Origin of the sequence: Leclercia sp. LSNIH1, assembly GCF_002902985.1 — a bacterium.
Lineage (GTDB): Bacteria > Pseudomonadota > Gammaproteobacteria > Enterobacterales > Enterobacteriaceae > Enterobacter.
Map to the genome: position 1 here is coordinate 2,387,711 of NZ_CP026167.1, position 13,146 is coordinate 2,400,856.

The window sequence follows — 13,146 nt, forward strand, 5'->3', positions numbered from 1 at the left end:
GGTGTCACTTTTTATCACTCTCGTCAACAAAATGAAATACGTAAATTTACATTGCCTGTTAAAAAACTTCACAAAGTGGATTTTGGGCAAAAAATGAACTGCACCCCGGGGGATGCAGTATGCAGTGCAGAGCGGGGGATTACTTGTAAATCGTGGCGGTACCGAACATGGTGTTGTCGCCGCTGGCAGAATTCACCACGTAGCCTTTAGCACCTTGTTCACGCGCTTTTTCAGCCAGTTTGTCCTGCAGATCGTCAAGGTCTCTTGCGCCAGAAGCCTGCACGGTTCCGGCGGGTCTAAGTTGACCGGTATCGCCATTGCTGAGTGATTCGATTGACCATGCAGCAAACGACGCACCTGCCAGTGAAGCGGCAGCGAGCATTACCAGGTATTTTTTCATAATCACTTCCTCTGATTGACAACGGGTGATGCACAGTAAGTGTAGAACGGCTCAGAGCGTGATTTAGGGCAAAAAATTGATGATGATCTGCTTATTTTTTGAACGACATTTTTTGACAATTCCATGACAAATCAGCGACATACAGGTGACTGATTTCTGGTGTTTTATTCTGTGGCGCAGAGAAATATTTACCGTTGCGCCCGCAACGGGTATCTTACGCCGCTGTTTACAGGAGAACGCCATGACATCCCAGAAGCCGGGGTTGCATCCTCGCAACCGCCACCGTAGCCGTTACGACATGAATGCCTTATGCGAGAGCTGTCCGGCGCTGCGCGAATTTATCACCCAGACGCCCACAGGCGAGCCAACGGTGAACTTCGCCGATCCACAGGCGGTGAAGACGCTGAATAAAGCGCTGCTGATGCATTTCTACGGGGTGACGCAGTGGGATATTCCGGACGGCTATCTCTGCCCACCGGTGCCGGGGCGTGCCGACTACATTCACCATCTCGCCGATCTGCTGGCGGAGGGTAACAACGGCGTCGCTCCCGCAGAGGCAACCCTCCTGGATATCGGCACCGGCTCGAACCTCATTTACCCGCTGATTGGTGTGCATGAATATGGCTGGCGCTTTACCGGCAGCGAAGTGGACCCGCAGGCGTTTGCCAACGCCACGGCCATCATTAACGGTAACCCCGGCATGAGCCGCGCCATCCGTCTGCGTCGTCAGAAAGAGGCCTCGGCAATCTTCACGGGTATTATCCATAAAAACGAACAGTACGATGCCACCCTGTGTAATCCGCCGTTTCATGATTCCGCTGAATCCGCCCGGGCGGGCAGCGAGCGTAAGCGTCGCAACCTCGGCCAGGCGGCCGATGCCGCGCTGAACTTCGGCGGCCAGCAGCAGGAGCTGTGGTGCGAAGGCGGCGAAGTGGCCTTTATCACAAAGATAATTGCCGAAAGCGCCCAGTTTGCCCGTCAGGTGAAGTGGTTTACTACCCTGGTCTCCCGCAGCGAAAACCTGCCGCCGCTCTACCGCGCCCTGACCGACGTCGGCGCGGTGAAAGTGGTGAAAAAAGAGATGGCCCAGGGACAGAAGCAGAGCCGCTTTATCGCCTGGACCTTTATGGACAACGCCAGACGCCGCCAGCGTTAACCGCTTCTCCCCGGTGGCGCTGCGCTTACCGGGGCTACAGGGTGGGCTCCTGCGGTGACGGTGGGGTCGGGCTCGGCGACGGCAGCAGCTGATACATCTGCACCGGCATCCGCACGTTCGCCTGGTCAAAGTGTTTTTTCACCATGCTGTCGAGGGCGAAACGCACCGTCCACTGTTTCAGCGGCTGGGTGGTGAACGACACGCGCAGGGTAAAGGCGGTGCTGGTCAGGCCGACAATCCCGGCAAACGACGGCTCGCCGATAATCAGCCCGCGAATATCCTCCCTCTCCAGCAGCTCATCCACCGCCGCTTTCAGCGCGTCTTTCGCTTTTTCGGCATCTTCATGCCTGTCCACGTCATAGTTCGCCACCACCGACCCGATGCCGCGGACAAAGTTGGCGAAGGTAGTGATCGATGACCACGGAATAATGTGATACGCCCCGGTATCCTGCCGCACCCCCACCGAACGAATCGACATCCGCTCCACCGTGCCGGTCAGCGGCCCGATGGTCACCAGATCCCCGGTATTCATCCCGTTTTCAAACTGAATAAAGATCCCGGTGATGATGTCCTTCACCAGCGTCTGGGAGCCAAAAGAGATCGCCAGCCCCAGCGCCCCGGCCCCTGCCAGCAGCGGAGCGATGTTGACGCCAATTTCCGAGAGCACAATCATGATGGTAATGGTGCTGATGACCACCGCCAGCGCGTTACGGAACAGCGTCAGCAGCGTTCGGGCGCGGGCGCTGGGCAGTGGCCGGCCATGAATATCTGACGCCAGCCGGTTCTCGATCAGGCTCGCCAGGATCGTCCAGCCGATGGCGGAGAAGAAGAGGATCAGCGCGATACGGATCAGAATATCGACCGTCTTCTCCCCTGCGCCGTTGTGCAGCCAGTTCCAGAAGTCGAACAACCCCCAGGCGCTGAGCAGCAGCATAATGGCGACGCAGACTGTCAGGAACCGCGCCACCTTCAGCGACACGGAGATCCAGCCGTTGAGCCGTTTTTGCAGCTCCGGATAGCTGCGCTGCACGTGCGGCGAGAGGGTGATGGTTTTAGCCAGCCAGCGGGAGAGCAGCCCCGACACGAAGGCGGCAATGCCGACGATGGCCAGGCTGCGGAAGGTCGCCCCCATCATAAATTTCAGGCTGTTGCCCGGATCGAAGAGGGAGAAGAAACAGAGCACAATAAAATAGGCGCTCGCCAGCCAGTGCCACACCAGCGCGAAAGCGCGAATAAACAGGCTGAAGAAGGCCAGTGAACGGTCGGCAAGGTGGAGCAGCCCTTCGGTAATGGCGCGCTTATTATGAAAGATCAAGTACAGCGCCCAGACGGTAATACAGAGCATGATCAGCACGTTGGCCAGAGCGCCAATTTGCACGTTAACCTGATTGGAGATAATCGGCACCGCTACCAGCAGGCCATAGCCGATAAGGCCGCTCAGAATACTCAGGCGTAGCGACCAGTACTGCGCGGCGCTGTCGTTAATGGCGAAAGGTCGTAGATCGGGCACCCGCGGGCAAAATATCAACCGCAGGATCGCTTTAAAGAATTCAATCAGCGCGAAGGCATTGAGGAACAGCGCCTGCTGGAAGGCAATGGTCAGGTTGCCGGTGTTGAGGTACTCGCGCAGCATCTGGCCAATAAACAGGGTTAGCGCCAGCAGCAGCAGATCGATAATAAAGGCCGCGGCGATGGTCAGCGGCAGATGAACCCAGCTGCTGGTTTCGCGGTTCTTTTTGCGCCCCCAGCTCCCCATTTTGCGGTACAACGGCCAGGCGCAGAGCCTCACCATCCAGTAAAAGGCAAAAACCAGTCCGGCCAGGATCAGAAACTGCTGCGCGGCGGCGGTAAAGGTTTGCGGGTTAAAGGCCTTATGCGGGGAGCCGATCAGGTTGCGGTAGAGCTGAGCGAAACGGGAGGCGAGGGCATCGCCATAGTGACGGCTGATATCAGTGACGTTCTCCAGCACCGTTTTCTCGTCGGCAATCTCCGGCGGGGTAATTTTAGGCACCGGTGTTTCAGGCGGTGTGGCAGCCACGCTGCGCAGCTGATCGATCAGCTCCTTGCGTGAGGCGTCATTTTCCAGCACATCGGCCAGCGCCGAGTAGGCCGCCTTTTTCTGCTCAACGTCCGGCTCCGGTGGCGGCGTGCTCTGCTCGCTGGCGGTGGCGGCGGGAATGCCCGGCAGGCTGACGGCCTGGGCAGGCAGACAAAACAGGCTTATCAGGAGCAGCAAAATCCACGGCACGATGTCCTCCGGTGACAAAATTGTGCAAAGTGATAAGTATAGAAGGCGCGCGGGGGCGGGGGGTTTTTGGGAGAATTCCGGCAATAAAAAAGCCGGGTGACGGCTACGCCTACCCGGCTTACAAAGGGCAAAAACTTACGCAACGTGCTGCAAAAACTCCTGCAAACGCTGGCTCGGTGGGTTCTCAATCAACGTCTGCGGATTGCCATCTTCGGCAATACGGCCTTTGTCGATAAAGATCAGGCGTGAGGCCACTTTCTCGGCAAAGCCGATTTCGTGGGTCACGATCACCATAGTCATCCCTTCTTCCGCCAGATCCTGCATAACCTTCAGCACTTCGTGGCGCAGTTCCGGGTCGAGGGCCGAGGTTGGCTCATCGAAGAGCATCATCTTCGGTTTCACCGCCAGCGCACGGGCGATGGCCACGCGCTGCTGCTGACCGCCGGAGAGCTCGGACGGGTAGTGATGCCCGCGCTCCGCCAGCCCCACTTTCGCCAGCAGCTCTTTTGCAAGCCGCTCGGCTGCCGCTTTGTCGGCGCCGCGCACGCGCAGGGGGCCAAACATCACGTTTTCCAGCGCCGTCAGGTGCGGGAAGAGATAAAACTGCTGGAACACCATGCCCGCTTCCTGGCGGATCAGGCGCTCGTCCACTTTCGGGTCGTTAACCTTCAGGCCATCGACAATCAGATCGCCGCTGGTGATCTCCTCCAGCTTGTTGATGCAGCGCAGCAGGGTCGATTTGCCGGAGCCGGACGGCCCGATAATGACCACCACTTCGCCGGTCTGAATAGTCAGATCGATGTTGTGCAGCACCTGGGTCTGACCGAAGTGCTTGGAGACGTTTTTAAATTCAATCACAGGATTTTCATCCTTCTTTCAAGACGACGCAGCACGAAGCTCAGCGCCAGCGTAATAATCAAATAGACCACGGCCACGGCGCTCCAGATCTCCAGCGCACGGAAGTTACCGGCAATGATCTCCTGGCCCTGACGGGTCAGTTCAGCCACGCCGATAACAATGAACAGGGAGGTATCTTTAATGCTGATGATCCACTGGTTACCCAGCGGTGGCAGCATGCGGCGCAGCGCCAGCGGCAGGATCACGTGGCGGATGGTTTCGCGACGGGAGAGACCCAGCGCCAGACCGGCCTCGCTGAAGCCTTTGTGGATCGACAGTACCGCACCGCGGGTGATCTCGGCGATATAGGCGCCCGAGTTGATCATGATGGTGACCACCGCCGCGCTGAACGGGTCAATCCGCAGGTCGGTAAAGGCCATCGGCAGTGCGAAGTAGATAAACATCACCTGCACCACAATCGGCGTGCCGCGGATAACTTCGATGAAAACCAGCGCTACGTGGTTGGCTATCCAGCCGCCGTAGGTGCGGGCAAAACCGGCGACAAGGCCGATAATCAACCCGCCAACCAGACCGAGGACCGAAATCCACAGGGTCATTTTGGCGCCTTCAAGCAAAAGAGGAATGGCGGGCCAGATGGCGCTCCAGTCAAACTGCATGATGAGTTCCTGTATACCGTGGTGAAAACAGACAATTAACCATCAGGGGGATGGTTACAATTGTAGGCCCGGTCAACGCAAGCGTCACCGGGCAGTACAGTTCCTGTTTAACAGGCTGTTTTATTTAGGTTCAGTACCGAACCATTTTTTATAGATTTCGTTGTAGGTGCCGTTCTCGCGCAGGGTTTTCAGCGCGCCATTCACTTTAGTACGCAGCTCGTCGCTGCCTTTCGGGAAGGCGATACCGTATTCCTGTGCTTCCAGGGAATCACCTACCGCTTTGAACTTGCCATTGCCTGCGGTTTTGATGAAGTAAAGGATGTTTGGCGTGTCGTGCAGCACGGCGTCAGCACGGTTGGTGCCGAGTTCCATGTAGGCGTTGTCGATGTTCGGGAACTGGCGCAGATCTTTCGATTTGATATTTGCCTTGGCGTAATCAACAGAACCGGTGCCGCTCTTCACCGCAACCACTTTGCCGTCGAGATCTTTCACGCTTTTAACGTCGTTGTTATCCGCTTTCACCATCACCAGCAGGCCGCTTTTGTAGTAGCCGTCAGAGAAGTCGATCGCTTTTTTACGTGCGTCAGTAATGGTGATACCGGCCAGCGCCAGGTCAACGTTTTTGGTTTGCAGGGCCGGCACGATACCGCTGAAGTCCATTGGCTTCAGGGTGTAGTCCAGCTTCAGTTCTTTGGCGATAGCCGCCCACAGATCCACATCAAAACCAACGTACTGGTCGCCCTGTTTAAATTCGAACGGTACGAAGGCGGTGTCGGTGGCAACAATCAGTTTCTTATCAGCAGCCTGAGAAGAGACCGCAAAAGCCAGGGTAAGTGCAGCCAGTGAAACTTTTAATACAGACTTCATAGCATTTCCTTTTATATCCACGGGGCGATCCCCTGCGAGAACGAACGCTCTATGAAAAAATCGTGCCAACTTTACAACGTGTTGTTTTTGCAAGGCCAGGACGGATTTCATTGCACAAAAAAGGTCACAATGGCGGTCAGTTGCACCATAACGAAGCACTGTTTTGGTGCAGCGAAACGCCATCACTAACGGTTATGCTATTTAGCGCAAATATTGATGAGAAAACAATCTTTCATTAACGATTGTGTGAGGTGATTATTACAAATGCTTTACTTTTGCCGGGGGAGAGGAGAAATGACTGCACCATGAAAGTGCAAAACCCCCGCCAGGAGCGAGGGTGTAATAGCAAAAAGCTATGGATTACTCGATGTTAGATTCGATGAACCACAGGAACTGATCCAGGTCGCGGGAAGCCGCGGTGAGGATATCCGCCGTGTCTTCGTCTTTCACTTCGCCAATCGCTTTACGCACATCGTTAGCGACCACGGCATAACGATCCGCCAGCTCCTTCAGGTGGTCCTGAACGCTGTGGATATCCAGCGGGTAGCTCTTCAGCGGCGTTTTGCTGTTAATCACCTGGGTAGTACCCAGCGCCACACCGCCCAGCTGCACGGCACGTTCGGCCATGGTATCCAGGTGGGTAGTCAGTGCAGTACGGAAGCCATCCAGCATCTCATGCACAGCAATAAAGTTGGCACCGCGCATATTCCAGTGAGCCTGTTTAGTAATCAGAGACAGGTCAATGAACTGGATCACCTGGCGATTCAGCAGCTCAATCGTCGCTTTCTTATCGCTGTCTGACACATCGTTACGGGTATACAGCAGATTAGGTGCTTTTGTTTTTACCAGTTTAGCGGTAGGCATAATCTCATTTCCTCTTGATGTTGGCGTCCAAAGTAATTTCGAGATTAAGTATAGCACTGGCTATAGATAGCGCGACCGGGTACTGCCTATCGGTTTAATAGTGAAAGGTTGGTTGTTATATGTAACCTATTGAAAATAAAACAATATGGATATATGCGGGTAAATTAATCTTATTTTTTAAGGGCTTTGAGGGAGGGGAGGAAGATATTTCAAAATAATGACGCTAATGCGAATGGGAATATTTTGCCGGGAAGCCGCTCCCCGGCAAAATAACGCCTGCTAGCGGATATCCACCTCTTCGACTTTACTCTCCCGGCGCAGGGTAAGGGTCGAACCCATCGAGGCGGCAATGATTGAGCAGAGCGCCAGAGTCTGGGTGAAGGTCAGGGATTCGCCAAGAAACACCATCCCGGATATTGCCGCCAGCGCCGGTTCCATGCTCATCAGGGTGCCGAAAATACGCGTCGGCAGGCGTGTTAAGGCAATCATCTCCAGTGAGTAGGGGAGCGCGGTGGAGAGCACCGCCACCGCCAGCCCCACCGGCAGGATTGACCACTGCCAGATCGATTCGGTGGCCTGGGCCATCCCCAGCGGAACGAAAACAATGGCGGCGATAAGCGATCCGAGGGCGACCGTGGCCGGGCCGTGCTCTTCTCCTGCGCGCTGTCCGGTCAGAATATAGATGGCCCAGCAGGCACCGGCCCCCAGCGCCAGCGCCGCACCAGTGAGATCAACGTGCGAGACGTCCTGGCCCAGCGGCAGGAGAAACCATAGCCCGAGCACCGCCAGCACCACCCAGATAAAGTCTACCCGACGTCGGGAGGAGAAAAGGGCTACCGCCAGCGGGCCGGTGAACTCCAGCGCCACGGCGATCCCCAGCGGCACCGTCTGAATCGACAGGTAGAAGAGGTAGTTCATCGCCCCCAGAGAAAGCCCGTAAAACAGCAGGGGCAGGCGCTGCTCCTTCTGAAAGCGCAGCCGCCAGGGGTTAAAAATCACAACCAGAATGAGGGTGCCGAGCGCAATACGCAGCGCCGTCACGCCAGGGGCACCCACTAGCGGAAAGAGCGATTTTGCCAGCGACGCGCCGCTCTGAATGGAGAGCATAGCAATAAGGATAACGATGACGGGCAACCAGACCGGCGCCCTGCGAGACAACCCAGGCATCCTTTCTCCTGTCAGTTTGTGTCAAAGGAAGTAAAGAGGAGGAGTGTAAAGGAAATAACGTCGGGCGGTTGAGACTTTGTTGAAAAAAAGTCGTCACAAATCCGTAAAATGGCGTCACACGAGCGGATGATTTCTGTAACAGTTTAGGAATCGTCTGGATGAATGTATTGTGACTGACGCGCAAAATTAGCTGATTGAAACACAAATCTGGTGTTTTTTGAATAAGATAGCTGCTGGTGGAAATGTTTAGTTACATGAAAACCCGCGTTAGACATCATGAATCACAAAGAGTTTCACAAGTTTTTTTGATATATTTAAAACTTACGGATTTACTTGAAGCACATTTGAGGTGGTTATGAAAAAAATTGCATGTCTTTCAGCACTGGCGGCAGTTCTGGCTGTTACCGCAGGTTCCGCAATGGCGGATACTTCTACCGTTACTGGCGGTTACGCTCAGAGCGATATGCAGGGCGTGATGAACAAAACCAACGGTTTCAACCTGAAATATCGCTACGAGCAGGATAACAACCCACTGGGTGTTATCGGTTCCTTCACTTACACCGAGAAAGACCGTTCTGAAGACGGCGCGTACAACAAAGGTCAGTACTACGGCATCACCGCTGGCCCGGCTTACCGTCTGAACGACTGGGCGAGCATCTACGGTGTTGTGGGTGTTGGCTACGGTAAATTCCAGCAGACTGAAAACCAGGGCTTCAACCGTACTGCAAGCAACAGCGACTACGGCTTCTCCTATGGCGCAGGTATGCAGTTCAACCCAGTTGAAAACGTTGCGCTGGACTTCTCCTATGAGCAGAGCCGCATCCGTAACGTTGACGTTGGCACCTGGATCGCGGGCGTAGGTTACCGCTTCTAATCACTTCGGTGAGCCATTATAAAAACCCGCTTCGGCGGGTTTTTTTGTTTTTGTCCTTCCCTGTGCGCTGAAGAGCCACCAGGAATATTTCGCGTCTACAGCAATGATCAAATTCTAAAAAAATCGCTAACTTACAGCGGCTCCCTGGTCCGGCTGAAAATCGCCGAAGCGTTTCCGGAAGGCCGGGGCGAGGCGCATGCTCTCCCTCACCCCAACCCTCTCCCTCAAGGGAGAGGGAGCAGACCATAGTTGCGGACCGATAGGTGGGGGCTAACAACCTACCGGCTTTTCGTTTCAAACAGATCCGTCCCCAGATGGTTGTAATCGACTTTCTGTAATTTAAAGTTGGTCACATACACCGGCGGCGCTTTGTCATTCGACAGGAAGCGGTACTTATTCGCGATCTCTTTGGCCCTGATCCCCGTCCACTGCGAGAAGAAGCTCAGGAAATCATTCGCCGAGCGGCGCGCTTTGATGATGCGATGGGCTTTGTCATCGCTCGACAGCACCATAAACGGCACCTGGAAGTTCTGCTGATAAGCGTCGTCGTGCGCCAGATACTGCACCTCTTTTCCGCGCTCCTTGAACGCCAGCCCGTGATCGGAGAAATAGACCATCGAGAAGCTCTCGCCGGTGTTTTGCAGCTGGGCATAGAGCTTGCTGAGCAGGTCATCGGTCTGGGTCATGGTGTAGAGATAGCACGAGGTCTCTTTCGACTGCACGAACTCGGCATATTTCCCCTGAGTGCGATCGCAGGCCTGCGGGTGGGAGCCCATCAGGTGCAGAACGATCAGCTGCGGCTGGGTGCGATGGCTGCTGAAGACCTGTTCGGTCATCTTCAGTAACGCCTCATCCCGGGTATTTTTATCCGCCTCGAAATCACCGCTTTTCAGGAAATGCACTTCGTCAGCCCGTTTGGCAATGCTGGCGATGGCGGTATCGTATTCCCCGATCTGCCCCTGGTTGGAGAACCACCAGCTCTGGAAGTCCGCGCGGTTGGCGAGGGTCACAAAGTTATCCTGATACTGTGGCTTGTTATCCACTACCCGGTTAAGCGTCAGCCCCAGCGACTTCTGGGTTGAACCGCTGGCGGCAATGTAATCGGTAAACAGGGTGCCGTTGACCTTGCTGGCAAACGGGGTGTTATTCCAGTGGCCGCCAAACGCCCCCAGCGCATCGCGGCGGGCACTTTCACCGATCACCACCATATAGATGTGATACTTCGGTTTTACCCCCAGCACGTTCCAGGTGTCCTTCATCTGTGACAGTTCGGCCATCCGGGCCTGCTCTTCAACCACTTCCTGGTTGTTCACCACCACATCTTTGACGAAGCGAAACACCGGATAGCCGGTATCTTTCAGCTTGAAGACGCCGCCCCAGGCCAGGTTCTGCACCGGGGCGACGAAAAAGGCCACCACGCTGAAGACCAGGCACAGGCTGTCGATTTTGCTCCACGCGTTTCTGGGCTGGGGCTTACGGCGCACGGCAATCACGCCGAGCGCAAAGATAAACAGGGCGACAATATAGCTGTACCACGGGAAGATGGTGAGGATCTCCGTCGACTCTTCCATGTTGGTGGAGTGCATCGCCAGCAGGGTATTAAAGTTTGGCGCGCCGTAGGCCTGACCAAACGGGAAATACATGGCCGCCACCAGCGAGCAGATCCCAACCACCCCTTTCTGCAGTCGCGGCGCGCCGAGCCATAACAGATGCAGGATACAGGTGAAGGCAACGGCATACAGCAGGCTGAATTCGTAGCCCAGGGCAAAGTTAATCAGCAGCGACTGTAAAAAATAGAATCCCGTCCACGGGCTTAAGGCCCGGCTGCGGGTAATGAGCGTCTCTTTCAGGGTTAAATTCATAGGTCACTATCGCGAAAACGCCATGTGCTCACCCTGGCGCCAAGGGTCAAAACCTGCCTGAGAATGCGTAGAAGGGGGATTGAGGTCCGCATCTGCGAGCCGCAAAAAGTGCAGGGCTGCAAGAAGATAGAGCCAGTAAGGTATAACGTCAACAGATATAAAAGGGGTGTTTTGCGAAGAGGGCTGCATTTCCGTAAAAAAGATCGGGGAATAGCCGTCCGCGAGGGAGTATAGCGATGATAAATGACAAAAAAATGAAGCGGCGTACCGCGACGCCGCTTAGTGGGAAGGTTTGTTCTGCTCTGGCTTGCCGTTGATGATGTCGCAAATCATATTCAGCAGCATTAAGCGTACCTTAAAGGGAGAGTGGCTAAACACGCGCATACACCTCTTGAATTCGTTCATGTGACCTCCTGCGGGTTGATCCCTTCGATCCCTGAAGGGTGACTGCATTACATACAGATATAGCACAGGCTATGTTGTATAGCTATGGCTATTACGTTAATTTTTTGTGCTTGTGTAGCGATGGTTTACAATGGCCGCTTATGCATTGATACGCTTGATGTGTCACCGGATTGAGGAAGCACAATGAATCGCCGTGCAGGTAAACCAACAACAAAAAAAATGACGCAACTGGTCAATGTCGAAGAGCATGTCGAAGGCTTTCGCCAGGTTCGCGAAGCGCATCGCCGCGAACTGATTGATGACTATGTCGAGCTGATCTCGGATCTGATCCGCGAAGTAGGGGAGGCCCGTCAGGTGGATATGGCGGCGCGTCTCGGCGTCTCGCAGCCGACGGTGGCAAAAATGCTCAAGCGTCTGGCCACGGTGGGCCTGATCGAAATGATCCCCTGGCGCGGCGTCTTTCTCACTCCGGAAGGGGAAAAGCTGGCGCAGGCGAGCCGCGAGCGCCATCAGATTGTCGAAAACTTCCTGTTGGTGCTGGGCGTAAGCCCTGAGATTGCCCGCCGGGATGCCGAGGGGATGGAACACCACGTTAGCGAAGAGACGTTGCAGCAGTTCCTGGCCTTTACGCTGAAACACGGATCCGCCGCAGAATGACCTTTCCAGGCCTGCGGGCGCTGGCCCGCGATCGCTTCTTTCATCTGTTGCTGGTGGTCGGGATTGGACTCAGTTTTCTGGTGCCCTTCGCACCTGAGCGCTGGCCTGCCGCCATCGACTGGCACACCATTATTACCCTCGCCGGACTGATGATGCTCACCAAAGGGGTCGAGCAGAGCGGCTTTTTTGACGTACTCGGGCGCAAGATGGTGCGCCGTTTCGCTACCGAGCGGCGCCTGGCGCTGTTTATGGTCTTCTCTGCCGCGCTGCTCTCCACCTTCCTGACCAATGATGTGGCGCTGTTTATCGTGGTGCCGCTGACGCTCACGCTGCGCAAGCTGTGCGAAATCCCGGTCAACCGGATGATCATCTTCGAGGCGCTGGCGGTTAACGCCGGGTCGCTGTTGACCCCGATTGGTAATCCGCAAAACATCCTGCTATGGGGGCGCTCCGGGCTGTCGTTCGCCGCCTTTACCTGGCAGATGGCGCCGCTGGCGCTGGTGATGATGCTCACCCTGGCGCTGCTGTGCTGGTTTGCTTTCCCGGCAACGCCGCTGCGCTACCACAGCGGCAGCGCCGTCGCCCAGGCGAAACCGCGGCTGGCGTGGAGTTGTCTGGCGCTCTATCTGGTCTTTCTGGTGGCCCTCGATCTGAAGCAGGAGCCATGGGGAGTGCTGCTGGTAGCGGGGGGCTTCCTGCTGCTGGCGCGTCGGGTGCTGATAAGCGTCGACTGGACGCTACTGCTGGTGTTTATGGCGATGTTTATCGATGTGCACCTGCTAATTCAGGTCCCGGCGTTGCAGGGCGTACTGCAAAATGTCACCCATCTGTCGCAGCCGGGACTGTGGTTGACCGCCATCGGGCTGTCGCAGTTTATCAGCAACGTGCCCTCTACCATTCTGCTGCTGAACTATGTGCCGCCGACGGCGTTGCTGGCCTGGGCGGTAAACGTTGGGGGCTTTGGTCTGCTGCCGGGATCCCTCGCTAACCTCATCGCCCTGCGGATGGCAAACGATCGTCGTATCTGGTGGCGCTTCCATCTCTGGTCGCTGCCGATGCTGGCCTGGGCCGGGTTCGTCGGTTTCGGATTATTCCTTCTCATATAGTGCCCTCTTTGTCAGTTTTTCCTGGC

General features: G+C 55.6%; 13 protein-coding genes. 4 read left to right on the forward strand and 9 right to left on the reverse strand.

The window, feature by feature from the left end; genetic code table 11:
* Window positions 1–139: 139 nt before the first annotated feature.
* On the reverse strand, window positions 140–400 hold the full coding sequence (mcbA, locus tag C2U54_RS11805; RefSeq protein ID WP_103178789.1) for a DUF1471 family periplasmic protein McbA: 261 nt from the start codon (window positions 398–400) through the stop codon (window positions 140–142).
* A gap of 241 nt (window positions 401–641) precedes the next feature.
* Between mcbA and rlmF the strand changes: the two genes are divergently transcribed.
* Window positions 642–1,556, forward strand: a complete 915-nt coding sequence (gene rlmF, locus C2U54_RS11815; RefSeq protein ID WP_158251036.1) for a 23S rRNA (adenine(1618)-N(6))-methyltransferase RlmF — start codon at window positions 642–644, stop codon at window positions 1,554–1,556.
* Window positions 1,557–1,590: 34 nt separating this feature from the next.
* Here the strand turns inward: rlmF and ybiO are convergent, their stop codons facing one another.
* The 6 genes from ybiO to rhtA form a co-directional block, all read right to left on the reverse strand.
* Window positions 1,591–3,804 (reverse strand): mechanosensitive channel protein, encoded by a 2,214-nt coding sequence (ybiO, locus tag C2U54_RS11820; RefSeq protein WP_103178791.1) that lies wholly within the window; start codon window positions 3,802–3,804, stop codon window positions 1,591–1,593.
* 135 nt (window positions 3,805–3,939) lie between these two features.
* Entirely contained in the window at window positions 3,940–4,662 is a 723-nt protein-coding gene (glnQ, locus tag C2U54_RS11825; protein WP_103178792.1) for a glutamine ABC transporter ATP-binding protein GlnQ, read from the reverse strand.
* Window positions 4,659–5,318: a glutamine ABC transporter permease GlnP gene (glnP, locus tag C2U54_RS11830; RefSeq protein ID WP_039029408.1), complete on the reverse strand. Its 660-nt coding sequence runs from the start codon at window positions 5,316–5,318 to the stop codon at window positions 4,659–4,661. Before glnP ends, glnQ begins: the two co-directional genes overlap by 4 nt.
* A 120-nt stretch (window positions 5,319–5,438) precedes the next feature.
* On the reverse strand, window positions 5,439–6,185 hold the full coding sequence (glnH, locus tag C2U54_RS11835; RefSeq protein WP_103178793.1) for a glutamine ABC transporter substrate-binding protein GlnH: 747 nt from the start codon (window positions 6,183–6,185) through the stop codon (window positions 5,439–5,441).
* Window positions 6,186–6,545: 360 nt separating this feature from the next.
* Window positions 6,546–7,049 (reverse strand): DNA starvation/stationary phase protection protein Dps, encoded by a 504-nt coding sequence (gene dps, locus C2U54_RS11840; RefSeq protein ID WP_103178794.1) that lies wholly within the window; start codon window positions 7,047–7,049, stop codon window positions 6,546–6,548.
* Window positions 7,050–7,328: 279 nt separating this feature from the next.
* Window positions 7,329–8,216, reverse strand: coding sequence for a threonine/homoserine exporter RhtA (gene rhtA, locus C2U54_RS11845; RefSeq protein WP_103178795.1), 888 nt, complete (start codon window positions 8,214–8,216; stop codon window positions 7,329–7,331).
* A 355-nt stretch (window positions 8,217–8,571) separates the two neighbouring features.
* On the opposite strand from rhtA, the gene ompX reads away from it, so the two are divergent.
* Window positions 8,572–9,090 carry an outer membrane protein OmpX gene (gene ompX / locus C2U54_RS11850; RefSeq protein ID WP_103178796.1) on the forward strand — a complete coding sequence of 173 codons (519 nt, stop codon included), beginning with the start codon at window positions 8,572–8,574 and terminating at the stop codon, window positions 9,088–9,090.
* A 278-nt stretch (window positions 9,091–9,368) separates the two neighbouring features.
* Here ompX and C2U54_RS11855 read toward each other — a convergent pair whose 3' ends face one another.
* Both C2U54_RS11855 and mntS read right to left on the reverse strand, forming a co-directional pair.
* On the reverse strand, window positions 9,369–10,952 hold the full coding sequence (locus C2U54_RS11855) for a phosphoethanolamine transferase (RefSeq protein ID WP_103178797.1): 1,584 nt from the start codon (window positions 10,950–10,952) through the stop codon (window positions 9,369–9,371).
* A gap of 279 nt (window positions 10,953–11,231) precedes the next feature.
* On the reverse strand, window positions 11,232–11,357 hold the full coding sequence (mntS, locus tag C2U54_RS11860) for a manganase accumulation protein MntS (RefSeq protein WP_103178798.1): 126 nt from the start codon (window positions 11,355–11,357) through the stop codon (window positions 11,232–11,234).
* A gap of 183 nt (window positions 11,358–11,540) precedes the next feature.
* Between mntS and mntR the strand changes: the two genes are divergently transcribed.
* Both mntR and C2U54_RS11870 read left to right on the forward strand, forming a co-directional pair.
* Entirely contained in the window at window positions 11,541–12,014 is a 474-nt protein-coding gene (mntR, locus tag C2U54_RS11865) for a manganese-binding transcriptional regulator MntR (protein WP_103178799.1), read from the forward strand.
* Window positions 12,011–13,120 carry an anion transporter gene (locus tag C2U54_RS11870; protein WP_103178800.1) on the forward strand — a complete coding sequence of 370 codons (1,110 nt, stop codon included), beginning with the start codon at window positions 12,011–12,013 and terminating at the stop codon, window positions 13,118–13,120. Before mntR ends, C2U54_RS11870 begins: the two co-directional genes overlap by 4 nt.
* Window positions 13,121–13,146: the final 26 nt, after the last annotated feature.

What these genes read in the sequence shown, in the direction of transcription:
- mcbA (WP_103178789.1), bottom strand. Translation starts at nt 400, where the DNA reads ATGAAAAAATACCTGGTAATGCTCGCTGCCGCTTCACTGGCAGGTGCG.
- rlmF (WP_158251036.1), top strand. Translation starts at nt 642, where the DNA reads ATGACATCCCAGAAGCCGGGGTTGCATCCTCGCAACCGCCACCGTAGC.
- mntR (WP_103178799.1), top strand. Translation starts at nt 11,541, where the DNA reads ATGAATCGCCGTGCAGGTAAACCAACAACAAAAAAAATGACGCAACTG.
- ompX (WP_103178796.1), top strand. Translation starts at nt 8,572, where the DNA reads ATGAAAAAAATTGCATGTCTTTCAGCACTGGCGGCAGTTCTGGCTGTT.
- C2U54_RS11855 (WP_103178797.1), bottom strand. Translation starts at nt 10,952, where the DNA reads ATGAATTTAACCCTGAAAGAGACGCTCATTACCCGCAGCCGGGCCTTA.
- rhtA (WP_103178795.1), bottom strand. Translation starts at nt 8,216, where the DNA reads ATGCCTGGGTTGTCTCGCAGGGCGCCGGTCTGGTTGCCCGTCATCGTT.
- mntS (WP_103178798.1), bottom strand. Translation starts at nt 11,357, where the DNA reads ATGAACGAATTCAAGAGGTGTATGCGCGTGTTTAGCCACTCTCCCTTT.
- C2U54_RS11870 (WP_103178800.1), top strand. Translation starts at nt 12,011, where the DNA reads ATGACCTTTCCAGGCCTGCGGGCGCTGGCCCGCGATCGCTTCTTTCAT.
- glnP (WP_039029408.1), bottom strand. Translation starts at nt 5,318, where the DNA reads ATGCAGTTTGACTGGAGCGCCATCTGGCCCGCCATTCCTCTTTTGCTT.
- dps (WP_103178794.1), bottom strand. Translation starts at nt 7,049, where the DNA reads ATGCCTACCGCTAAACTGGTAAAAACAAAAGCACCTAATCTGCTGTAT.
- glnH (WP_103178793.1), bottom strand. Translation starts at nt 6,185, where the DNA reads ATGAAGTCTGTATTAAAAGTTTCACTGGCTGCACTTACCCTGGCTTTT.